Raw genomic sequence first — 23,839 nt, 5'->3', positions numbered from 1 at the left:
CGCCGTTCGGTGGGATTTTTCGTCACCAAGGAGACAACGATGAAACTACCCGGTCTGGACCGCCTGCCTGGTTTTGAGCGCGCCATGGAGCAGATGCAGCAGAAGCAGGAGGAAATCAAGCGTGCGCTGGAAAGTGCGCGGTGTGAGGGGACTGCGGGCGGCGGCATGGTGCGCGTCACGGTCAATGGCCTCAAGCAGGTTGTGTCCGTCAAACTCGATGCCGAGGCACTCGCCGACAAGGAGATGCTCGAAGCCCTGATTGTTGCCGCTGTCAATGAAGCCGGCCGCCGCGCGGATGAAGTTGCCCAGCAGCAGATGCAGCAGCAGATGACGGGTCTGCTCGGTAACCTGAAAATTCCCGGTATGTCCTAGCATCAGGCGTGTGCCTGAGCCTCTTATGGCAGAATTTGCGGAACCGATTGCCCGCCTGATTGACGAGTTCAGGCGATTGCCGGGTATTGGCCACAAGTCAGCCCAGCGGCTGGCTTTCCACGTCCTGCGCGGCAGCGCCGAAGACGCCGAACGGCTCGCACTGGCCATCACCGAGGTCAAATCCCGGATGACCTTTTGCTCGGTGTGCCACAACCTGACGGACATCGGGCAAGACCCTTGCGCGTACTGTACCAACCCGGCACGCGACCAGCATCTGCTCTGCGTGGTCGAGGAGCCATACAACGTCTTTGCCATTGAACGCACCGGCGAGTATAAGGGCCTGTACCACGTCCTGCACGGGGCCCTGTCCCCGCTCCGGGGGATCGGCCCGGACGACATCCGCCTGCGGTCGCTGCTGGAGCGCCTGCGCACTCTGGAAGTGACAGAAGTTATTCTGGCCACGAACCCGACCACGGAAGGCGAGGCTACGGCCAACTACATCGGCTGCCTGCTCAAACCCATCGGTGTTCGGACGACACGGCTGGCAATGGGGCTGCCGGTCGGCAGCGACCTTGAGTACGCCGATGAAGTCACACTGCACAAGGCACTGGCCTACCGGCGTGAAATGTAAGCCCTACAGCTCTTGGCGCTAAGGGACTTGGCGGGGAATGGGAAGCGTGTAGCCCTGTCGCCGCGCCCGTGCTTCGCCTTTGCGGCGCTCACGTTTCAGATCAGCCAGGTAGTCATCAAAATCCACCTGCATGGTGTGTCGTTTGGATTTGACATAGCGGGCAAACATACGCGCCCGTTCACGTTCCATGTCTCTTTCCATCTCCTCGCGCGGAGGCAAGGCATACTCACCCTTGAGATAGGACGCCACCCACTGGCCCTGGGCTTCGGCCAGCGGCATGATCGCGCCCAACGGCTGAAGCAGGCCGATGAAAAAGACGTTGGGAATGTCCGGTTTGAACACCCGCCGAAACAGTGGCAGGTCGTTGTCCGGCGCGGAGATGAAGTTCTCGTCAAAGAAGGGAAAGGTCACTTTGTAGCCGGTGCAGTACACAATCACGTCCACATCCTCCACGCTGCCGTCGGCAAAGCGGACCTGGTTGCCCAGCAGTTCAGCGATGTTGGGTTTTGGGGTGATGACTCCGTGGGTGAGCCGGTCGAGGATGCGTCCTGAAATCGTCGGATGCGCTTCACCGAAGCGGTGGTCCGGCTTGGGTAAGCCATAGTCCTCCATGCGGCCTACAGCTAACCGCAACGTCCACTCAAAGAGGCGTTGCCGCACGGGCCACGGAATTTTGGCCGTGGTCACGATCTGGTCGAGGGGTTTGCCGAAAATGTATTTGGGGATGATATACGCCCCGCGCCGCGCCGCCAGGTAGGTTCGCTTGGCCACCTCACTGGCTTCGCAGGCAATGTCCATGGCGCTGTTGCCCATCCCCAGTATGACCACGTTCTTGTCGCGGAAGATGTCGTTGTCCACGTAGTAGTGGGAGTGCAGTGTCAGGCCGTCGAATTCTCCGGGGAAGGGCGGCTCTGGATAGCGCGGGTCCCAGTGGTGGCCGTTGGCGACAATGAGCGCGTCGTAGTGTGCCACCTGGCCATTGTCGAGCGTAATGACCCACACCCCATCGTCCCGGCGCTCGGCCCACTTGACGCCGGTCTCGAACCGGATGCGGGACCGAAAGCCGAAGTGATCCACGTAAGCATCGAAGTACTCGGCAATCTGCGAGTGATGGGGAAAGACCGGATAGTGCTTCGGCATGGGGAAATCGGAATACTGCATGCGCTCGCGGGACGTGTTGATAAAGAGCCGGCGGTAAGCCGATGACATCCCGTTTTTGTTGCCGAAAACCCAGTTGCCGCCCACGCGGTCACTTTTTTCGTAGCAGTCAAAGTCAAACTGATGCTCGTGAAGCGCCTTGGCAGCGGTGATGCCGGAGCAGCCGGCGCCGATGATGCAGACCTTGGGAAGTTCAGAACCTGTGCGTGCCATGGGTGAATGCAAGAAGCCTGGTGGTGTGAAACTGACGAAGGTATGGGCCTGGGGAGTCCACGCAAACCGGAGTGTAAAGCATCCTGCAACCCGGAGACACTCCCCGGTGCAGAAAGGCGTGCCGCCGGAAATGCCCGCCCGGTGAAAGCGTCCTTCACGTTGCACTTGGCTCTGGGCTATGTCATCACATGCGGCTATGACCGACCGCCGATTCTACGTCACGACACCGATTTACTACGTCAATGCCCGTCCCCATCTGGGGCATCTCTACACGACCCTGCTGGCCGATACCCTGGCGCGGCACTATCGCCAGCGCCGCTTCGAGACGTTTTTTCTTACCGGCACGGATGAGCACGGCCTGAACATCGAGCGGGCGGCAGCGGCCGCCAACCTGCCGGTCAAAGCCTATGTGGATGCCACTGTCGCCGAGTTTCAGCGCACGTTCGCGGCCTTTGGTCTCCAGCCCGATGACTGGATTCGCACGACTGATCCCGCCCACATTGCCGGCGCACAGACACTGTGGCGGCAGGTACGCGAGCGCGGCTACATCTACAAGGGACACTACGAAGGCTGGTACTGCCCAAGCTGCAATGAGTTCAAGGAGGAAGTCACGCCGGGCGAAGCGCCGGTGTGCGACATTCACCTGCGCCCGACCGAGTGGGTGGCCGAAGAGAGCTACTTTTTCAAACTGTCGGCCTTTCGTGACCGCCTGCTGGAGTTTTATGAAACGCAGCCCGAGGCCGTCCAGCCTGACACGCGCCGCAACGAAGTCAGAAGCTTCGTCGCCGCCAACCTGCGGGACCTCTCCATCAGCCGCATTTCGGTCAAGTGGGGAATTCCGGTGCCCGATGACCCGGCGCACACGATGTATGTGTGGTTCGATGCGCTGTCGAACTACATCACCGCGCTTGGCTACGGGAATGAGCGGCGGCAGGACTTCAACCGGTTCTGGCCGTATGTGCTGCACCTCGTCGGGAAGGACATCCTGCGTTTCCATGCCGTGTACTGGCCGGCATTTCTGATGGCGGCCGGGTTGCCGCTGCCCCGGCGTGTGTTTTCGCATGGGATGTGGCTGTCCGGCGGACGCAAGATGTCCAAGACGCCGGATGCCAGCGGGCGTTCCAACGCCATTGATCTGGATGTGCTCCGCCGCCACTTCTCCAACGATGTCGTACGTTATTTCTGCCTGCGCGAAATGGCCTACGGGCAGGACGGCGACTTCACCTATGAAGCTCTCATTGACCGCGCCAACGGTGATCTGGCTTCCGGGTTTGGTAATCTCGCCAGCCGGACGGTGACGCTCATCCGCAAAGCCTTTGGCGGCGCTGTGCCGAATGTGCCGCCGGATGCGCCGGAAGAGGCCCGCGCCATGGCTGCCACCATAGCCGAGCGGTTTGCTGCCCAGCGCCCGGTGTTCCTGGCGCATATTGAGCGTTTGGCGCTCAGTCGGGCGCTTGAAACCGCCTGGGAACTGGTGGCGCTGCTTGACAAGTATCTCAGCGACACTGCGCCCTGGAAACTCACGGCGCACCCTGGAGCGCAGCCGCGCCTGGCCACAATTCTGCATACGGCCGCCGAAGGGTTGCGGCATCTGGCGGTCTGGCTGTATCCCTTCCTGCCCGATGCCACGGGGCAGCTCTGGAACCGCCTGGGGCTGGCGGGACATCCGGCGGCGGTTGCTCCCGAAGACCTCTCATGGCAGCGTTTTGAGGGGGCTGTGGTTGCTGATGGCCCCGGACTTTTTCCACGTCTGGACAAAACAGCCATTATGAACGACATCGAGAACACGTCACGGCCGGGGACACCAGAGCCGGCTGCCGTGCCATCCCAGGCAACGGAACCGTCACCAGCAGGTGGTGAAAGCGGCTACATCACGATTGATGATTTTGCCAAAGTGGAGCTGCGGGTGGGGCAGGTGCTTGTGGCCGAGCGCATCCCAAAGGCCGACAAACTGCTGCGCCTGGAAGTGGATGTTGGTGAGGCTGCGCCGCGTCAAATCCTGGCTGGCATTGCCCAGTACTATGCCCCGGAAACACTCATTGGGCGCAAGATCGTCGTCGTCACCAACCTTGCCCCGCGCAAACTGCGGGGGCTTGAATCCAACGGCATGCTGCTGGCGGCTTCGGTCGGAGAGCAGGGGCGGCCGGTGATTGCCACGTTTGCCGAAGACGTGCCCAACGGTGCGCGGCTCAAGTAAGGACGGTTTCTTCACCCCCCCCCGATGCAAGTGCTATTTCGCGGCGGAGAAGTTCAGAAAGATCATGCAGACCAAACTTCTGACCAGGCGTTTTGACACGCCCAACTCACGCAGTATCGCCACCTACCTGGCCGATGGTGGCTACGCCGGCCTCAGAAAGGCCCTGACCGGCATGCAGCCGGCGGAGGTCATCGAGGAAGTCAAAAAGTCTTCCCTGCGTGGGCGTGGCGGGGCTGGTTTTCCCACCGGGATGAAATGGGGCTTTGTACCCGTCAACTCGCCCAAACCGAAGTATGTCGTGTGCAATGCCGACGAAAGTGAGCCGGGGACATGCAAGGACCGCGAGCTGATGGAAAAAGACCCGCACCAGCTTATCGAAGGCCTGCTCATTGCCGCTTATGCGCTGCTGTCAAAGCAGGTGTTCATCTACATCCGGGGCGAATACTGGTATCTGATTGCCATTCTCGAACAGGCGATTGCCGAAGCCCGGGAACATGGTTTCGTCGGGAAAAACATCTGCGGCACATCATTTGAATGTGAAATCGTCGTGCATCCGGGGGCCGGGGCCTACATCTGCGGCGAGGAAACGGCGCTGCTCAACTCACTGGAAGGCTACCGGGGGCATCCCCGGATCAAGCCGCCGTTTCCGGCGGTTGCCGGACTGTATGGCTGTCCGACGGTTGTCAACAACGTCGAGACCTTCTGCGCCGTGCCGCACATCATCGTCCATGGCGGCGACTGGTATCGCAGTCTGGGGACAGAAAAATCCGGTGGGACGAAAATCTTTTCCGTCAGCGGTCACGTCAATCGTCCGGGGAACTATGAAGTCCGCATGGGCTATCCGCTCAAGCAGCTCATTGAGGAGGACTGCGGGGGCATCCGTGGGGGGCGCAAGCTCAAGGCCGTCATTCCGGGTGGCTCATCGGTTCCGATCATGACGGCCGAGGAGGTCGAGCAGGCGACGCTCGACTACGAAGGCATGGTCAAGGCCGGCTCGATGCTCGGTTCGGGCGGGGTCATCGTCATGGATGAAACGACGGACGTTTTCATGACGACCTACAACCTCATCCGGTTTTACAACCACGAGTCCTGTGGCTGGTGCACGCCATGTCGGGAGGGGACGGACTGGCTGCTCAAGCTGTTCAAAAAGATTGCGCGCGGCGAGGGCACGACGGCTGACCTGGACACCATCCGGCGGTTGTGCCCGAATATCGAGGGCCGGTCACACTGTCCGCTGGGTGATGCGGCAGTGTGGCCGATTACGAGTGCGATGAAGAAGTTTCCCGAAGACTTTCTCAAGCACGTCAAGCCGGCGACGGCGGTGCCCTCGGCAGCCTGAACGATGACGGACGTTGCCCACCGCGCCATCTTTTTTGACCGGGACGGCACGCTCAACGAGGAAGTCGGCTACATCAACCACGTGTCCCGGTTGCGCCTGCTGCCGGCGGCAGCGGCGGCCGTCCGGGCCGTCAATGCTGCCGGGTGGCGGGCCATTGTGGTGACAAACCAGGCCGGGGCGGCGCGAGGCTATTTTCCGGGCTGGATGATTGAGGCCGTCCATGCCCGGTTGCAGGAAGAACTTGCCGCCGCCGGGGCGCGACTCGATGCGATTTACGTCTGCCCGCACCATCCGACTGTCGGCGAACCACCCTACCGGCTGGATTGTGAGTGTCGCAAGCCCAAGCCCGGTTTGCTGCTTCAGGCGGCGCGTGACTTTGGGCTGGAACTTACGCAGTGTGTCGTTGTTGGCGACCGCTACAGTGACGTGCAGTTGGCGCACCGGGTGGGTGCACAGGGGGTGTTGGTGCTCACGGGTTACGGGCGGGGTGAGTATGAGCATCAACGGGAGCAGTGGCCTGGTTGGCCGGACTACGTTGCCGAAGATGTTCTGGACGCCGTGACCTGGGTTCTGGAGAGGCAGGGCGCCCCGTCCGCCGCCCCACCGAAGGCTGGCTCATGACGACGAATGAGACGCCATCCAACGGGGCAACCCGCTGGGTCTATCCGCTGCTGCTGGCGCTCGTCTTTGCCGTTCTGGTGTGGGGAAGCTGGCGGAGGTGGGGCAATCCATTCGTGGATTTTGGCATCGAGCTGTATGTTGCCTGGCAGTTGTCCGAAGGGAAGCATCTGTACCGGGACATCGTGTGGTTGGGCGGGCCGCTGTCGCAGTACACGAATGCGCTGTGGTTCCGGTTGTTTGGGGTGTCCTATCTGACCCTGTCGCTGGTCAACATCGCGTTTGTGGCCGGTCTGACGGCGCTGCTCTATCGCTTTTTCACCCGGACGATTGGGCGAACCGCCGGCTTCACCGCCGGGTTGATCCTGCTCGTCGTGTTTGCCTTTCAGTCCTATGAAACCGACGGAAGCTGGGATTACGTCGCGCCCTATCGTCATGAAGCCGTTCACGGCCTTGGGTTGGCCATCCTGGGGTTGTCGGTCTTCGCCGATTACCTCGGACAGGGTGGGAAATGGCGTTCCTTTGGCGTTGGTCTCTGCTTTGGCGCGGTTTGCCTGACAAAGATTGAACCATCCGTGGCCCTGGCCGGGGCGCTGGCTGGTGGCTACTGGCTCGGCTTCAACTACCTGCCGCCCCGACGGGAACGATGGCGACAGGATATAGGCTGGTTTGTCGGCGGTGTCGCGGTCGTGCCGGTTGGATTTGGCCTGTACCTTGCTACCCAGATGCCGTTGGGGGTGGCCCTGACGGGCTTGCTTGGGAACTGGCTGAATGTGGCCCGGACGGATGCCGTCGGACAGGTGTTTTACCAGCGCGTCATGGGACTGGGGCGCTGGAGGGAAAACCTCCTCCGTATGGGGGGCGGTTGTGGGGCGTTTATCGGCGTCCTGGGCGTATTTACCGGTCTGGAAGTGGCGCTGCGCAGGGTGACACGCGGATGGATGGTTTGGTCCGGGGCTGCCTTTTTGGCCACCTGGCTCGTTGCCCACACGTGCATGCCATGGGCTTTCTTTTTGCGCCCACTCCCACTGCTGACCGGACTGATCCTCGCCGGTGTGGCCTGGACGACCATGCACTGTTCTGATCAGACGCAGCTTGCACAGCGGTGGATTCCCCTTACGGTCTGGTGCGTGTTCGGGCTGCTGCTGCTGGGGAAACTCGGACTGGCAGCCCACGCCGGCCAGTATGGTTTCACGCTGGCGTTGCCGGCCACGGTGCTGTTGGCGGTGAGCGCCATCAGCCTCTGGCCGGAGTTCATCCGGGCGAAGGCGTGGGGCACGGGTGCGCTCGTCCGCTGGGGAAGCGCCGGGGTGTTGGTGGCCTTTTTTCTGGCAGCGCAGGAAAGCCGTAGCTACTTCCACTCGGCAAAGACCATACCAGTCGGCGCCGGCGCCGACCGCATGCAGACCTTCGGGCCGCCGCTGAGCGAGACCGGGGACATCACGGCTGCGGCGCTGGAAAACATGGCGCAGATCATGCCGCCGGGGGCGACCCTGGTTGTCATCCCGGACGGCATCATCCTCAATTACCTGTTGCGGCGTGAAAACCCGACGCCGTACACCGTTTTCGATCCCGTTCTGATGGCTGTCTATGGCGGGGAGGAACGGGTGGTGGAAACACTGACGGCCCATCCGCCGGACTACATCGCCTGGGTGCAGCGCAGCTTTCAGGAATACGGGCTGGCCCCCTTTGGACAGGACCCACGCTTCGGCCGCACAATCCTGGTCTGGGTTGATAAACACTACGAGGTGGTGCAGGTCTATGGAGCGCCGCCAATTGGCGAGGCCTTTGGCATTGCGCTTCTGCGCCGTAGAGCCGCTTCCGGCGGGGCGGTAAGCCATGCGCCGTGACGGGTTTGCCAAGCTCCCGGGACTTGCTTAGTATGGCCCGCCGATCACCAGAGACTGGCCCGCGACGGTAAGGGTGTGAAAAGTACCGAACACTGTATGCGCACTGTGGAGTGGACGCCGGCTGGCGTGCGTGTCATTGATCAGCGCGTTTTGCCCGGCAGGGAGACATATCATACGTACGCAACCTATGAGGAGGTTGCTGAGGCCATTCGGACGATGGTGATCCGTGGGGCCCCGGCCATTGGCGTGGCAGCGGCGTTGGGCATTGCCTTGGGCGTTCGGGCAAGTGTGGCCGCCGGGGAAGACCTCCCGGCCGCCTTTGAGCGGATTTGCCAGACGCTGGCCGCCACCCGCCCGACAGCCGTCAACCTGTTCTGGGCCATCGAGCGCATGCGTCGCCAATTTGAACATCTGCGCGCCGAAAAGACGCCTGAAGCACGGATTGCGGAAGCCCTGCTGGCGGAAGCCCAGGCCATCCATGCGGAAGACATTGCCACATGCCGCCAGATTGGTCGCCACGGTGCGGAACTCATTCCCGATGGCGCAACCATCCTGACCCACTGTAACGCCGGTGCGCTGGCAACGGCCGGCTACGGGACGGCCCTGGGGGTGATTCGCGCGGCCGTCGAACAGGGGAAGCGGATTGCCGTTTACGCTGATGAAACCCGTCCTTTTTTGCAGGGCGCACGCCTGACGACGTGGGAACTGATGCAGGACGGCATACCGGTGACGTTGATCTGCGACAACATGGCCGGTCACTTCATGAAGCTGGGGCGCATTGACTGTGTTGTTGTCGGCGCTGACCGGATTGCCGCCAACGGCGACACCGCCAACAAGATTGGAACATACATGGTGGCCGTGCTGGCGCAGCGCCATCGTATTCCTTTCTACGTGGCCGCGCCGGTTTCCACCCTTGACCTGACCCTTGAAACCGGCGATGGCATTCCGATTGAAGACCGCGCTGCACAGGAAGTCACGCATATTGCGTCCGTACCGATTGCGCCCGCCGGCGTGGCCGTTGCCAACCCGGCCTTTGACGTGACGCCACACGATCTCATCACCGGGATTATTACGGAGCGTGGGGTTGCCTACCCTCCCTTTACCGTGTCGTTGCGCCGGTTGGCGGCCGGCACGTAACCATTCCAAGGACGCATGTTTTCGCTGGAACAAAAAGTCGGGCAGTTGTTGTTCATCGGCTTGCCTGGCCCAACCCTGGATGTTGAAGCACAGCAGCTTATCAAGTCCATCCAGCCGGGTGGTGTCATTCTCTTTGCCCGAAATCTGGAGTCCCCGCAGCAAACGGCCGAACTGACGGCCGACATCCGCCGCTTCAGTCGGGTGATGCCGCTTATTGCGATTGACCAGGAAGGCGGACGGGTGGACCGTCTCCGCCACCTGGCCGGGCCGATGCCCTCCGCAAAGCAGATTTCACTTGCGGATGACGCCAAATTGGCCTTTGAACTGGGAGTGGTGACAGCGGATTTGCTCCGGCTGTTGGGCTTCAACATCAACTTTGCCCCGGTACTCGACATCGAGTTCCCACACGACCAACCCAACGGACTCGAAGAGCGTTGCTGGGGTGGGCAGGCCATGACGGTCATCCGCTTTGCCGGGACCTATCTCGAAGGTTTGCAGAACCACGGCATTCTGGGATGTGGCAAACACTTTCCGGGTCTGGGCGACACAGCCGTGGATTCCCACCATGCCCTGCCCACCGTCAACCGTTCGGAAAAGCAGCTTCTGGCAGAAGACCTGCGGGTTTACGCCGACCTGTTCAGCACGCTCTACACCCGTGTTCCGGCGGTGATGACCGCTCATGCCAGTTATCCGGCCTTTGACGGGCACAGTGGGATTCCGGCCTCGCTGTCCCGTAACGTCGTGACGGACCTGCTCCGCAAGCGCATGGAGTTTTCCGGCATTGCCATCTGTGATGATCTGGAAATGGGCGCCATCCAGAAAACCGTTGAGTTTCCAGAAGCTGCCGTCCGTGCCGTTGAAGCCGGTAACGATATGCTGCTTGTCTGTAGCCGTCCTGACCTGATGCAGGAAGCCCAGACGGCGCTCGTGCGTGCTGTGGAGACCGGGCGGATTCCCCGGTCGCGGCTGGAGGTCTCAATTGACCGGATTGCCAAAGTCAAAGCCATGGTCATGGCTCCCTATCCCTACAGCGCCGAGGCGTTCCGCCGGGTAACAGAGCGGTTGGCCGCCCTTCACCGGGCAGTGATGGAGTCAGCCGCGCCGCAGGAAACCCTGTCCTGAAGAGAAAATCGGCCCATGGCGTTGGGTGCACAACGGTGGCTTCGATTCCTGGCGCTGACCGGCGTGCTGGTGACGACGGCCTATCTCGTGTCCTATTTCGTGACCCAGCGTGCGCCCTCCAAGCCGCCAAATGTGGCGCGCCGCGACCTCGCCCCGGACATCGAAGTGGTTTCCAATGACTTTCAGTACCTTCACAAGGAAGGCGACATCACCCGGCTTGTCCTCCAGGCCAAGCGGGATACAGCTTTTGTGAACGGGCGGCACAAACTCGAAGGCGTTGAGTTGCAGACATTTGACGCCCAAGGACAGCCTACGGGCAAGCTGACGGCCGAAACCTGTGACTATGATCCAACGGCGCGGACTTCGGATTTCAGGGGCAACGTCGTGCTGACGACGACCCAGGGACTGACCGTTAAAACCGAGTCCATCCGCTATGACCGCGAGGCTGAAGCGGCCACCACGTCCGACCCGGTGCAGTTCGTCCGCGGGCGTGTGAGCGGAGAAGCCAGGGGGGCGCAGTTCGATGGCAAGGCCGACCGGCTGGTGTTGGAAAAGGACGTGCGCACGACCGTTACCCCTGAAAAGCCAACCCAGCCTACGACCGTCATCACTGCCGGCCGGGCTGAATATCTGGCCCGCGAAAAACGCCTCGTGCTTGGCCAGGGGGCTCGGGTGACACAACGCGGGGATGCCCTTGCGGCGCAAACCCTGATCGCTCAACTCGATGACGCCCAGCGCCTCCGCCGGGTCGAAGCCCAGACGGCAGCCACCTTGCAGAGTGCAGAAAAAGGTTTTGTTCTGACGGCCTCGGTGCTGACCTTCGACTTCGATCCCTTGGGGGGACTGACGCAGGCCGTCGGTACGGGGCAACCTGTCCTCCGGCAGCAAACCGAGACTGAACACCGCGAAGTGACCGGCGAGCGTCTGGAAGCTTCCTTTACCCGTGGCGCAAACGCCAGTGAGATCACACGGGCGCAGGCAACCGGCAGCGCGCGCCTGCACATCGAGCCAGTCCGTGTCACGGCTGGCCGGACGCCGGAGCGGAAAAACCTTCAATCCGACACGCTGCGCGTGACTTTTGCGCCGGGGGGACAGGTCATGCAGAGCGCCGAGGCGGATGGGGCTGCCGTCCTGACCGTAGCGCCACTGGCACCGACGCCGCGCAGCGAAAGCAAAATCCTCCGCGCACCGCGTCTCACGGCAGACTTTTACCCCGACGGCAAAGTGCAGACCTGTACGGCCACCGGCGGCGTCGAGATGCGGGCCGAGCCGGCGCTGGACAACTCACTGCGGATTCCCCGCCGGACGACGAGTGATCGGGCGGAAGCCACGTTTGATGCAGCGCAGGGCGAGCTGGTCCGTATTGTGCAAACCGGCCAGGTGGCTTTCGAGGAAGGTCCACGCCAGGCGCGGGCCGAGCAGGCCACATTTCTTCGGGCGCAGGAAGTCGTCGAGTTGCGCGGTCGTGAAAAGCGTCCGGTCGTATGGGACGAGACCTTGCGGGCAGAGGCCCGGGAACTCGACCTGTCCACGGCGGCACGCTCCCATATGGCGCGCGGCGACGTGCGTACGACGTACTACGAAGCCCGCCAGACCGGCAACGCCGGGATGTTTGGGCAGCCAATGGCACCTGTTTTCATCACGGCGCAGGAAGCGCAGGTCGAACCACAGCGGGCCGTCTTCACCGGCGAAGCGCGCTGTTGGCAGGGAGACAGCTTCGTACGTGGCGACCGGTTGGAACTGTTCAAGGCTGACCGCCGCCTGACGGCAACCGGGCACGTCTCCACGGCCTTTTACCGCCTGGCCCGTCCTGCCTTACCAAAAGCTGCATCCACTCCCGAAGGTGCCCCAGTGTTTGGTACGGCGCAGACCTTTACCTACAGCGATGTGGAGCGGCGGGCGCGCTACACCAGAGAGGTCAGGTTGACACAAAGCGACACGACGCTGACAGCCGAGGAAGTCGAAATCGAGCTGGCTGCGCGTGAGAACCGGCTGGAGCGCCTGACGGCCACCAACCAGGTGGTCATTGTCCAGCCTAGCCGCCGGGTGACGGGCGATCTCGCCCGCTACACAGCGGCCGACGACCGCTACGTGGTGGTTGGCAATCTCGCCCGGGTCGAGGATGTCGAACGCGGGGTATCCATAGCGCCGGAGATTTCCTTCATTAAATCGGAAGGTATCGTCCGGGCTTCAGGCGGCGCGAAAGGTCAGCGCATCCGCACGACCTACCAGCCCAAGCCATAGGTTTCTACGGGGCGGCTTGGGTGAGCTGAAACACGGCGCGCAGTTCACCGGCCGGTTGCTGGCGGTGGGTCAGAATGGGCTGGCTGTACTTTTCCATGAGCGCCGCGTACGGTTCAGCGCCGAGCAGTCCCAGTTGCCGGAGTGCCTCCAGCACGACCGTGTTGCGGGCGCGGAAGCTGTCACCATCCTCAATCTTGACCGCCAGCCCAAGTGCATCGGGAAAGCGATTGCTTGCCGGGACGGCAACAGCGTGGACACCTTCCGCGCCGACCTTCGAGAGCAGGTGCCCCGGTACGGCGCGCATCAGGTCCGTGTCAATGCGCTCGGTTCCGCCGATGAGTTCGGGATGCGCCAGCATGGCCGTCGCCACCCGCCGGCTTTCCTCCGGGTAAGGGGAATGGGCAAAGAGCCGGGCATAACCAACGGCCAGGTTCTGGAGTGGCACGGCCCAGGTCGGCACCGTGCAGCCATCCAGGCCGCGGGGCATGGCTTCCACTGCCACGTTACACATCGTGGCGATGGTGTTGGCAATTTCAGTCTGAAGCGGGTGTGTCGGAGCATCGTAATCCGCGGTCGCAAAACCGGCTGCGAGACAGCCAGCCAGCATGCCGGCGTGTTTGCCGGAACAGTTGTTGTGCAATGCTGTGATGGTGGCTCCGGCAAGGCGGCGGGCCGCGGCGCGATTGAACGGCGGATGCGTGCCGCACCGGAGCACGTCTGCCGTAAGTCCCAGTCGGCTGAGCAATCCGGCAACGACGGCCGTATGTTCCGGCTCGCCATTGTGTGAAGCGGCCATGATGGCCAGTTCGCGCGTGGTGAGAGCAAAGCGTTCGGCGGCGCCGGTGCGGAGTACGGCCATGGCCTGAAAAGGCTTGGCTGCCGAGCGCAGGAAACAGAGCCAGTTCGGATCGCCTACGGCGTCCACCATCTGTCCGGTGGCAGTCGCGGCCACAATGGCACCCCGGTGACGCGACTCCACGGCTGAGCCGCGCCAGACTTCGACAAGAACCGGTGCGTCCTGGTTTGGCGGTGAAGGATGTGCTGGCATGAAGTTTCAAGCCCGGTGGTTGGGGACGATGCGCCCCACGAGGTCGTAGGTATGGGTGGCTGTAATCTCCACGTGGACGAGGTCGCCCGGTTGTGGCGGCGCGAAGCCTTCCGGCGCGTCGGTAATGAGCACCCGCCCGTCAATGCCCGGCGCCTGGGTGGCCATCCGGCCCTGCCAGATCAGGTCGCTGTCGTCAGAAGGCCCTTCAAACAACACTTCGACGACACGGCGTTTGAACTGCTTGAGCCGCTGTTTGGAAAGCCGCGCCTGCAACCGCATCAGCTTTGCCCGGCGGGCTTCGGCCGTGCGGGAGGGCACTTTGTCCGGCAGGTCAAAAGCCGGTGTGCCTTCCTCGTCGGAGTAGGTAAAGACGCCGACCCAGTCGAAAGCCTGGGCCGCGCAGAAGTCAAGCAGCACCTCGAAATCCGCCTGAGTTTCGCCGGGGTAGCCAACGATGAAGGTCGTCCGCAGGGCAACCCCCGGCACCCGCTCACGGATGCGCGCAATGAGTTTTTCCATAAACGACCGTGAACCGGGCCGGCGCATGGCGTGCAGCATCCGGGTCGCCGCATGCTGGAGCGGCATGTCAATGTAGGGGCAGAGCTTTGGTTCGCTGGCCAATACATCGAGCAGCGCGTCGCTGATGCGGGTGGGATAGGCGTAGAGAAACCGTATCCAGGTGATGCCCTGTACTTGCGCCAGGGCGCGCAGCAGGTCGGCCAGTCCCTGTTTCAGCCCCAGGTCTTCCCCGTAGCTTGTCGTATCCTGTCCGATGAGGATGATTTCCCGGACGCCTTCCTCTGCCAGGCGTTCGACTTCGGCGAGAATCGAGCCGATGCGCCGGCTGCGCAAATGGCCGCGCATCTGCGGAATGGAGCAAAACGCGCAGGGATGGTCACAGCCCTCGGCAATCTTGACGTAGGCATAGTGCCGGGGGGTGGTCCGTTGGCGCGGGGTGGTCTCGCTGTAGAGATAATCGGCGTCCGGCCGCGTACGCTCGCGCTGGGGGACGCCGCCTCGTGGACGAAGCACGACCGGCCGGGGCGTGACGGTGGCCGCAGGCGTACGGAGCAGATGTGGCAGTTGCTCCAGTTCATTCGTGCCGATGAAGGCATCCACTTCCGGGAGTTCCGCCGGCAATTGCTGGCGGTAACGCTCGACCAGACATCCGGCCACGATGAGTCGCCGTCCTGGCCGTTCGGCCTTGAGCGCCGCCATCTCCAGGATGGTGTCTATGGATTCCTGCTTGGCCGCTTCAATGAAGCCGCAGGTGTTGACGACGATGACATCGGCGCTACCGGCATCGTCAGTGATGGCATAGCCGCTTTGTGCGGCCAGGCCGAGCATGACTTCGCTATCAACCAGATTTTTGGGACAGCCCAGGCTGACCATACCAAGGCTTGGTTTGGGAGCTGTCATGATGTCAGGTGCGCCTTTCCGTTGACCGGGATGGATGTCAAAGCCTGTAGCTTACGTCACTGGCTGTCGAACAGCGAAGTCAAATACGCAAGATTTCCGAGCGGCGAGCGCATTTCACCAAAGCAGCCATCCTCCCGAAGCTGAAGGTAGCCGGTGGCTGGCGGCTGGCGTTCGATGGCGCGCCGGATGGCCCGTTCACCCAACCTGGAAGGTGTGGCCTCGCCAGCGCGGGTCAGGGCGATGAGCGCCAGCGTGGCGCGTTCGAGGTCTTCCCGGGGCTGGTTGACGCGGCGCAGGAAGGCGTCAGGTGTCCCGTACCATGTGGAACGGGCGGGTTGCGGTGGCGCACCGGCCATGGCCTGGGGGAGCGTCTGTTCAAGAACGCTGCGCTCGCCGAGAAACAACCAGTCATCCAGAAAGCATGCCGCCCGTCCGTCCCGGTGCGTTGACGCAGCCAGCAGGATACCGGTTGTACCCAGACTCAGGTTGGTGATGTTGGCACCATCCGCGCGCAGGTAACGGTCCAGCGTCGGCAGGAGACGGGTGCGGTCGCGGACTGGCACGCCCAAAATCAGAGCGGTTGGAGTTCTGCGGCCGGGGTCAATCACCAGCCACTGCTCGCCAAGGAAGTCATCGAGGGCTTCCCGGGGGCGAATCCCATAGCGTTCGCGCAGTCCAACCACCAGCTCCCGGCTCAGAAACGCCACCGGAGCCGGGCTGCGGGCCGCAAGAGCGAGCTGTACCTGATCAAGTGCCGTGAGTGGTTGTGCCAGTCCGATAGCTGTCAGTCCACCGGTCGGCGGCAGGAATCGCTCCACGTGGGGCGTGGCCAGCGCCGGACGCAGGTGTGGCCGAAGGGCGGCGACGATATTCGGGTGCAGTGCCAGATGGTAACGCTCCACGACCTGTCCCGCCTGAACGTCGAGGCTGTACCCCAGTCCGTTGGAAAGTCCGGTCAGCAGGGCCGTCAGCAGCGATTGTTCCTGACCGTTGGCCGAGATAGTGCCACCAGCGCCGGGGAGTCCCTGCCTGAGCCGAAGCGCGGCTTCCAGCCCTGACGGATTGATGAACGCAAAAAGCCAGGACGATTGACCTTGCACCGTTTGACGGGCGTCTTCAAAGGCGGGAACTCCGGCAAGGGGCGGGCGGCGGCCGTCGGCGACATCGAGACAGGCCCGCAGGGCGGCTTCGTGATTGGCCAGAAAGAGCAGGTCGCCGCGCGTAGCCACCCAGAGTGCCGCTTCAGGACGTGCTGGCGAGCGAAAGCACAGTACCTGACCGCCAGCATCAGCGTGTTCGGAAGGTTGCAGGTCAGGGCCAAGCAGCTTGCGCGCCACGAGGGGGAGCCGCTCCCGCGCGAGGCTGGTGAGTTCTGCTGCAGACAGCCCGGTGGCGAGGCACAGTGTTAGTTGGGGGGTCACATCCAGCGTGGCGCCATCCGCAGACGGCGGGGCCGCGGGCTTGCCCGGGTTCGAGCCGGGCATGTTTGACGGGGCCGCCACAGGGGGGGGCGTGACTTCGGCGGTGATGCCCGTCACGATCAGTCCCCAGCGGGCGCGGGCCAGCAGACGTGCTTCGGCCGGGCCAATGTCGAACCACTCGATGAGCCGGCCCCCGTGTAGGACATCCTCGAACTGTCCGGGAGCGCCAATAGCCGATTTGAGGTCTTTCCAGAGCGACAGGTCTTCAAAGCGACGCAGTCCGTCCGGCAGCGAACCGGCTTCGATGAAGACCAGTGCCTCCCGTGGGCTGTAGCGGGCCAGATTGGGCGACACTGGTCGTGGCCGCAGCCACAGCGTCCAGAGCAGCATCCCCATCAGCGCCAGCCCAAGCGCAAGCCATCCACTGTGGCGTGTGAGGTAGGGTCCTGTTCTTGCACTCACGCCCGCGACTCTAGTGCGTTTCGGGCGTGGGTGCAATGAACCGCCTGGGCACGGCGCGGGGGAGGCCGGCCGGGGCCCGTCACCAATTGGTTGAAAGTGCAGCACCTTGTATTGTCTTCACGTACACCTTTCTCAAAAAGAGGTTGACGTGCCGGGAGCGTGGTGATAACCATACGGTACGCAAAAGAACAGGGCAGTTGTCGTCACAGGGCGTATTCTCATTGGCTCCAGGGTCATATTGCTTGCACTGCGTGGCGTGCTCTTTCACTAGAGCCAGGTTAACGTTTTCTTTACGAATGACGAGTGCGTGGAATGCATGGCGCGATAGTGCGAGGAGATTCATTCAGCCTCGGTTGGGCTTCGTGCCCAATCCGTTGGCAGGCGTTCTGGCCTCTGGTTGCTGACATGCAGGTTTCTGTTTTTACCCAGGCTTGCTCTGTACATACCCCACTCCTGTGAGAAATGGAGGCAGTAGCTTCGCTATGGGCCTGCTGGGTTTCGGTAGTGCCAAGACCACGGTTGGTATTGACATTGGCTCCAGTGCCATCAAAGTGGTGGAACTCCAACCGGTCAAAAACGGTACTTATAAGCTTCTGAACATTGGTCATGCCAATCTTGTTCCCGACGCTATTGTGGATGGCCATATCATTGACCTGAATCACGTCAGCGATGCTATCGGCCGCCTTCTTGGTGAGCACAAAATCAAAACCAAAGATGTCCATACATCAGTTTCAGGGCACTCAGTTATTATCAAGAAGATTGAAGTTGCTTACATGACCGATGATGAGCTGGCTGAACGGATTCAGTGGGAAGCCGACCAGCACATCCCATTTGACATTACGGATGTCAACTTGGATTACTCTGTCGTCGGCCGCGATCCGGCGAGCGGTGTCATGCAGGTTCTTCTGGTGGCCTGTAAGCGTGACAAGATTGCCCAGTACACAACCGTCATTTCCCAGGCGGGGAGAAATCCAGTCGTTATTGACGTGGATGCTTTTGCCCTGCAAAACGCCTACGAAGTCAACTACCAACCAATGCCGACAGCGACTGTGGCATTGCTCGACATAGGTGCAACTGTGACGAGCATCAATATCGTCCGCGGATCGAACTCAGTCTTCACCCGTGATATTTCAGCTGGTGGTAACCAATATACCGACCTGCTGCAAAAAGAGCTGGGACTAACCTTTGAGCAGGCCGAAGCCCTGAAACGGGGGGTTCCAACAGACAATGGTTTGCAGCCGAGCGATGCGCAGTCACTGATTGATTCGGTGACGGACATCCTCGCCATGGAAGTTCAGAAAACAATAGATTTCTGGCGTGCCACGAGTTCGTCGGATGTGGCCCCCATAGACCGCGTGCTGGTTGCTGGAGGGAGTTCAAAAATATCTGGCTTGACTTCTGCCTTTTCGGAACGATTTGGAATTCCGGTTGAGCGGTTCAATGCATTCAATCCTTCCCGGATCAAGGTGGATTCGGGGAAATTTGATGAAGAGTATATTCGTGAAATGTCACCCACGATGGCTGTGGCTGTTGGGTTGGCTGCGCGCCAGCCTGGACAGTAAAGGTATGGCCGGCTTCCATAGAAAGTGTGGGAGCATTTGCCTTCTCTGGTTGGATTCGTACCTTGTGACGCAATTGCATATAGAAAGGGAGTCAGTTGGTCGTTTACTGCTGACTGACGGACATTGAACATGCCGAAAATCAATCTTGCCACAAGTGCAGTCAGTGAGCCGACACCTACCATTGCTCCGGCTACAACCCGAAGTCTTGCGATAATTCCTCTGGTGCTTGTTGGGCTCCTCTTGGTGATTGTCATTGCTGGTCTTGACTGGTATCTCTGCAATGCCAAAGCTCGCGAGGCCAAAGCACATCTGGATCAGGCCAAAAAACAAAAAGCCGAACTGGAGCAGGTCAAGAAAGAGCGGGATGAATACGAGAAAAAGAAGAAATTACTGGAAGCACGTTTGGAGATCATCAGAAAACTCGATGCTGAGCGACGAGGCCCGGTTGGGATGATGTCCCAAATCAATGCACGTATTCCCGAAGGTGTTCGATTGGAGCGGATCGAAATGCGGGGCAGCAAAATCACCATTGAAGGAGTGGTGGATCGGTCTGAAAGAGATCGCGAAAAGAAAAACCGGGACGTTGTTATTGAGTTCGCGCAACAGCTTGAACTTCGCTCAAACGGCCTCTTTACTAATGTCAACCCAACCTTCCAGGAGACAGGGCAGGTCCTTCCAGATGTCACTGAGCAGCAATCGCTGAAATTCACCATTGTCTGTGACTACAATCCACCCCAACCAGCAGCTCCATCAGGTTCAGCCCAATCTGCCCAAGCGGCGCAGACTGTAAAGTAGCAGGGAGTTCATGTCATGACTTTTTTATTACAAGTTGTTGGTACCTTCGTAGTGGTTATTGTGGCAGTCTTTGCTTTTGACATCTCGGTATGTAGCGACCTGCGAACCCAGGCTGAGCGCGATGAGAAGGAAGCACAAAAGCTTGATAGTGAAGTGCGCGAGCTGGAAAACGTCCGTGTGCAGCTCAGCGAATACAAGAAAAAAACTGAAGAATACATGCGTGACTTGCAGGCATATCGCGCGAACATCCCTGAAGAGGTGCGCCTGTCTGAAACCTTGGCCCAGTTACAGCGAATTGCGCAGGGACGTTCTGCCATCGTCCGCGAATTTCGTCCTGGTCCCGTTCGGAAGCAGAGCTTTTATTACGAAAAGCCTGTCAGTGTCAAAGCTGGTACGACCTACGATCAGATTGGTCAACTCTTTGCCGATATTGCTGCCCTCCCACGCATCGTCCGGGTTTCGGATGTCGAAATCCGTCAGGCCAGCCCCCAGACCCCCAGACTGACCATTGAAGTGAGTTATCAAGTCACGATGTTCTTCGCTTCTGAGAAGGACATCCTGAGTCTTGATGATGAGTCAAGGTAAGATGAGTCAAGGTAATGAGAGCTGCTATTCCGGTTTGCTGCGGATGCGCGCTGCGGATGCGCTAAGACTGGCTGAACCAGATAGGTTTTTGTGGGTTTTGGGGCTAGTTCAGTCGAATATTTCTTGAGGAAAACCCTCTGAGGAAAGCCCTATGGGTATTCACACTGTTTGTTGCACGTGCCGCAGAGCAGCCATCAGTAGCCTGGTTTGCTTGGTGCTGCCAGGTTTTGTAGGACTGACGCTTGGTCAGTCACCTTCGTCTGCTGCTCAAAAGGCAGCCGGTGGTGTGTCAGTGTCATCTGCTGTGTCATCCACAGGCGCAGGGAGTCAGGATGGGAAATCCTCTGGCCCGCCGGCAAGTACTATATCCCCAAGTTACACCGGGACCGGACGTGATCCATTCAAAGACAGTAGCAAGATTCGGGATCCATACCGCCCGCCAGTAACAGACCTTCCCTATCCTGACTTTCCCACACGGGAAGCCAAATGGCGTGAAATTCGTGACCGCCGTTTGGAACAGGGACAGCCCCCACCGGCCGAATCGGAAAAGTACCTGGTGGAAGAATTGCAGGTTATCGGAATTTACTCGACAGAGCGCGGGCTTGGGGCCCTGCTCAAGGATAAGAGGCTAAACACGACCCTGTTCGTGCGTGAAGGATCAAAGTTCTGGAATGGCTCAGTCATCAACATCCAGCGTGCGCCACGGTCATTTGGCGTCGGTGATACGCAAGTCTTAGGGCGGGTCACTTGCTCAGAGATCATTGTGCGGAGCAATGGGCAGCTTGTCACCAAGCAGCGTTTTCTTGATTACGCTCCCAGATCCACAACGGGAACGCCGTAATCCCGGCCTCCAGAAAGAAGACGATGCGTTAGGACGACGCCTTGTTCGCTGGATTTGTTGGTTGGATCAGTCAATGGTCAGGCAGGTTCGAGGAGTGCCAGAGACCAAAGCGTGGTATGTACTGCGGTTTCTGCAAGTCGGAGCCTGCAGGTATTTGTTCAGGTTGAGATTCCAAAAGATGGACCTTTTGATTGGAGGAGAGTTATGAAATCCCTGCCAAAACGCTCCTGCGCTGGTGCAGCACTATTTCTGCTCTGTGGATTTGGGTGGTGTGGCGCTGTGCCCCTCCGGGCCTCGGAAGCGGCAGTGGAGACCGTTGTCGTCTCCACGCTTGATGTGCGTTCTGATGCATCGCGTGTGACGTGCGTGCAGCTACAGAGCACGGCCCGTCTGGATTACAACGTATCGAAGCCAGAACCACACTTGGTTTCCATTGAGCTACACGGTGCCGACGTATCGGCGTTGCAGCCTGAATATCGCGCGGAGCAAGGGCTGGTTGCGTCCGTGGTTGTCAGGTCGGGCCTTGTCGGACAGGCTACTGCCCGCTTGGACATTACTTTGCGCGAAGACTGCCACGTGCGTTCCTATCTACGAAACGATGCCAAAACCTTGGTCATTGAGTTTGAGCCGCTGAGCTTAGCAAGGGCTGGTGAACCTTCGGCATCTGGTGCTGTGCCAGCATCCCCGGTACAGCCAGTCGTTTTCAGCAGGACTGGCGCAGCCCGGACAGCCAAGGCTGCCAGCGCCAAATCAACGCTCCTCCAGTCGGTGACCTTGTCGGAAGCCGGGCCGATGACGATTGCTGAGTTGGGACTGACCGCCAAAGCCAAGTACAACCACTTCCTGCTTCAGAATCCACCGCGCTTGGTCGTGGACCTTTTTGATGCCGTAGCTGCGGTTGAAAAACGTGTACTGGCTGGTCAGGACAAGATGGTGACCCGGGTGCGGGTGGGAGAACCGGATGGGCGTACCACTCGCGTGGTTTTCGACTTGAAGCAGACCGTGGCCTACACGGTTTCTGAGTCCGAAACCGGACTGGTTGTGCAGTTTGGCGACCGTCCGGCAACGATGCCCCGGACGGTCGCCAATCCAGTTGCAACGGCGGCTTCGGCCTCGGCTACAGTACCAAGTGGCACACCAGAGGTATCCACTACTCCGGCTGCCAGTGACACACCAGCCACCGAAACGCCGGCCGCTGCTGAATTGCCTGTGACGCCGGCCCGCCAAGCCAGTGTGAAACCAGAGCCAGCCGCGCTGACCGTCCCGCCGTCCCGCAGTGCACCTCCGGCAGCGGCGCCAGCAGCCAAAGACAAAACTGCTTCGGCTGCGGTTTCCAGCGCCCCTGCTAATGCGCCAGCACCCTCTGCCGGGCGTACCCCACAGGGCAGCCGTGGGGCCCAGTTTGGCGACCCTTCCTACCAGGGCGAACCGGTGAGTCTGGACATTACAAATGTCGATCTCTCGGACATTCTCCGGTTTATATCCGATAATTACGACGTGAATTTCGTCTTGGATAAATCCGTTGGTAAAGTGCCGGTCACACTCAAAGTCAACCAGGTTCCCTGGACGCAGGTCCTCGAATCCATCTTCCGCGCCAACCAACTGACCTACCGGCGCGAAGGACTGATCGTTCGGGTGGCTACGGTAGCGGCCATCACGCAAGAAGAGCAGAACCGGCGTAACCAGCGTCTCCAAGAAATTTACAGCGCACCAACGGTAACAGAATACTTCAAGCTGAAGTACGAGCGTGTTGACCAAAATGCAGCCATGCAACAGGGAGGAGCGGCAGGCGGCGTTGGAGTTCAAAGCCCAAGTGGGCAACCCATAGGCGGGATGATCGGGGGAATCGGTTTCGTCGCTATTGTTCAGCAGGCGCTTTCGCCGGCCGGGCGGATTTCCATCAATCCCCGGACGAACACGGTCATCATCACCGACATTCCTTCCTACCTTGAACAGGTACGCGATGTGATTGCGCGTCTCGACGTGCCAGAGCCGCAGGTTGAAATCGAAGCCCGGATCGTCTTTGCTTCGCGTAACTTTGCACGTGAGCTTGGCGTTCAGCTCTTTGCTGCTGCGACAACCCGCCAAGGGCGAGCAGCCGCCTTCTCGACCTCAGCCAACACATTTCTCAACACCGGTGCAAGCGGTGGCAGTACAACAGACCCCTCGCTGGCACCAGGGTTACTTATTGGGCCAGTGGCGGCATCGGGTATTTCCGGTGGTGGGTCTTCGGTTCTGGCACTGACTACCGGACCTATTGGTACTTCTCTGCTGGCCGCAACCCTGACAGCCAACGAGCAAAAGGGAATTGCCAAATCCATAGCGGCCCCGCGTGTCACGGTGCTCAATAACGCAGACGCGACTATTATTTCTGGAACCCAGATTCCCTTTATTGCCACGGCTGGTATTGGTGTGGCGCAGCAGGTGACCTTTATTGATGCCAATGTTGGTATGAAGATTACCCCGCAGATTACAACCGAAGGCAACGTCCTGTTACGGGTGAGTGTGACGAATGATGCTCCAGGACAGGCCATCAACGGTCTTGCGAGCATCAGCCGTCGTGCTGCCACCACCCAGGTCCTCGTGCCCGATGGTGGCACGACCATCATTGGCGGGGTGCTCAATGATGTTGAAACTACGGACGTGTTTCGGACACCAGGCATTTCGAGCCTGCCGCTGCTGGGTGAACTCTTCAAGCGGCGTGCGGTGTCGCGTACGACTGGTGAGTTGCTGTTCTTCATCACACCCCGGATTTGGACGTGGCGAGAACATCCTCTCAGGCGGTGAGCCACCCGCTTCACCCCAGCCGGCAACCAGCGGAGGGC

Annotated in this window: 17 protein-coding genes; 13 read left to right on the top strand and 4 right to left on the bottom strand. The window is 60.5% G+C overall.

Annotated features, from left to right (window positions below; translation table 11 throughout):
* Positions 1–39: 39 nt before the first annotated feature.
* Both J8C01_RS07630 and recR read left to right on the top strand, forming a co-directional pair.
* Positions 40–372, top strand: a complete 333-nt coding sequence (locus J8C01_RS07630) for a YbaB/EbfC family nucleoid-associated protein (RefSeq protein WP_014100036.1) — start codon at positions 40–42, stop codon at positions 370–372.
* 25 nt (positions 373–397) lie between these two features.
* A complete protein-coding gene (gene recR, locus J8C01_RS07625; RefSeq protein WP_211431524.1) occupies positions 398–1,003 on the top strand; it encodes a recombination mediator RecR in 606 nt (201 codons plus the stop codon).
* Positions 1,004–1,021: 18 nt separating this feature from the next.
* Here the strand turns inward: recR and J8C01_RS07620 are convergent, their stop codons facing one another.
* Positions 1,022–2,374, bottom strand: a complete 1,353-nt coding sequence (locus J8C01_RS07620; protein ID WP_211431523.1) for a flavin-containing monooxygenase — start codon at positions 2,372–2,374, stop codon at positions 1,022–1,024.
* 196 nt (positions 2,375–2,570) lie between these two features.
* On the opposite strand from J8C01_RS07620, the gene metG reads away from it, so the two are divergent.
* From metG to lptC, 7 genes are all read left to right on the top strand, one after another.
* A complete protein-coding gene (gene metG / locus J8C01_RS07615; RefSeq protein ID WP_211431522.1) occupies positions 2,571–4,571 on the top strand; it encodes a methionine--tRNA ligase in 2,001 nt (666 codons plus the stop codon).
* Between the two features lie 64 nt (positions 4,572–4,635).
* Entirely contained in the window at positions 4,636–5,910 is a 1,275-nt protein-coding gene (gene nuoF / locus J8C01_RS07610) for an NADH-quinone oxidoreductase subunit NuoF (protein ID WP_211431521.1), read from the top strand.
* 3 nt (positions 5,911–5,913) lie between these two features.
* Positions 5,914–6,531, top strand: coding sequence for a D-glycero-alpha-D-manno-heptose-1,7-bisphosphate 7-phosphatase (locus J8C01_RS07605; RefSeq protein ID WP_211431520.1), 618 nt, complete (start codon positions 5,914–5,916; stop codon positions 6,529–6,531).
* Positions 6,528–8,378, top strand: a complete 1,851-nt coding sequence (locus J8C01_RS07600; protein WP_211431519.1) for an ArnT family glycosyltransferase — start codon at positions 6,528–6,530, stop codon at positions 8,376–8,378. Before J8C01_RS07605 ends, J8C01_RS07600 begins: the two co-directional genes overlap by 4 nt.
* 96 nt (positions 8,379–8,474) lie before the next feature.
* Positions 8,475–9,515 (top strand): S-methyl-5-thioribose-1-phosphate isomerase, encoded by a 1,041-nt coding sequence (gene mtnA / locus J8C01_RS07595; protein WP_211431518.1) that lies wholly within the window; start codon positions 8,475–8,477, stop codon positions 9,513–9,515.
* A gap of 15 nt (positions 9,516–9,530) precedes the next feature.
* Positions 9,531–10,637 (top strand): beta-N-acetylhexosaminidase, encoded by a 1,107-nt coding sequence (nagZ, locus tag J8C01_RS07590; RefSeq protein WP_211431517.1) that lies wholly within the window; start codon positions 9,531–9,533, stop codon positions 10,635–10,637.
* Between the two features lie 15 nt (positions 10,638–10,652).
* Positions 10,653–12,881, top strand: a complete 2,229-nt coding sequence (gene lptC, locus J8C01_RS07585; RefSeq protein ID WP_211431516.1) for an LPS export ABC transporter periplasmic protein LptC — start codon at positions 10,653–10,655, stop codon at positions 12,879–12,881.
* Positions 12,882–12,885: 4 nt separating this feature from the next.
* Here the strand turns inward: lptC and J8C01_RS07580 are convergent, their stop codons facing one another.
* The 3 genes from J8C01_RS07580 to J8C01_RS07570 are packed head-to-tail and all read right to left on the bottom strand — an operon-like array spanning position 12,886 to position 17,231.
* The gene (locus tag J8C01_RS07580) at positions 12,886–13,929 is read right to left on the bottom strand and encodes an asparaginase (protein WP_211431515.1); all 1,044 of its coding nucleotides are present in this window, start codon (positions 13,927–13,929) and stop codon (positions 12,886–12,888) included.
* A 6-nt stretch (positions 13,930–13,935) separates the two neighbouring features.
* Positions 13,936–15,348, bottom strand: a complete 1,413-nt coding sequence (gene rimO, locus J8C01_RS07575) for a 30S ribosomal protein S12 methylthiotransferase RimO (protein WP_211431514.1) — start codon at positions 15,346–15,348, stop codon at positions 13,936–13,938.
* Positions 15,349–15,404: 56 nt separating this feature from the next.
* Complete coding sequence (locus J8C01_RS07570; RefSeq protein WP_211431513.1) at positions 15,405–17,231, bottom strand: hypothetical protein; 1,827 nt, start codon at positions 17,229–17,231, stop codon at positions 15,405–15,407.
* Between the two features lie 482 nt (positions 17,232–17,713).
* Between J8C01_RS07570 and pilM the strand changes: the two genes are divergently transcribed.
* The 4 genes from pilM (at position 17,714) to pilQ (ending at position 23,801) form a co-directional block, all read left to right on the top strand.
* Complete coding sequence (gene pilM, locus J8C01_RS07565; RefSeq protein ID WP_211431512.1) at positions 17,714–18,793, top strand: type IV pilus assembly protein PilM; 1,080 nt, start codon at positions 17,714–17,716, stop codon at positions 18,791–18,793.
* Positions 18,794–18,922: 129 nt separating this feature from the next.
* A complete protein-coding gene (locus J8C01_RS07560; RefSeq protein ID WP_041569148.1) occupies positions 18,923–19,588 on the top strand; it encodes a PilN domain-containing protein in 666 nt (221 codons plus the stop codon).
* A 15-nt stretch (positions 19,589–19,603) separates the two neighbouring features.
* Positions 19,604–20,173 carry a type IV pilus inner membrane component PilO gene (locus J8C01_RS07555; protein ID WP_211431511.1) on the top strand — a complete coding sequence of 190 codons (570 nt, stop codon included), beginning with the start codon at positions 19,604–19,606 and terminating at the stop codon, positions 20,171–20,173.
* Positions 20,174–21,782: 1,609 nt separating this feature from the next.
* Positions 21,783–23,801 carry a type IV pilus secretin family protein gene (gene pilQ / locus J8C01_RS07550; protein ID WP_211431510.1) on the top strand — a complete coding sequence of 673 codons (2,019 nt, stop codon included), beginning with the start codon at positions 21,783–21,785 and terminating at the stop codon, positions 23,799–23,801.
* The last annotated feature ends 38 nt before the right edge of the window (positions 23,802–23,839 follow it).

Origin of the sequence: Chloracidobacterium sp. D (genome assembly GCF_018304685.1) — a bacterium.
Lineage (GTDB): Bacteria > Acidobacteriota > Blastocatellia > Chloracidobacteriales > Chloracidobacteriaceae > Chloracidobacterium > Chloracidobacterium thermophilum.
The sequence above is the reverse complement of the archived record's forward strand: the minus strand, read 5'-3'. Positions and strand labels throughout refer to the sequence as shown.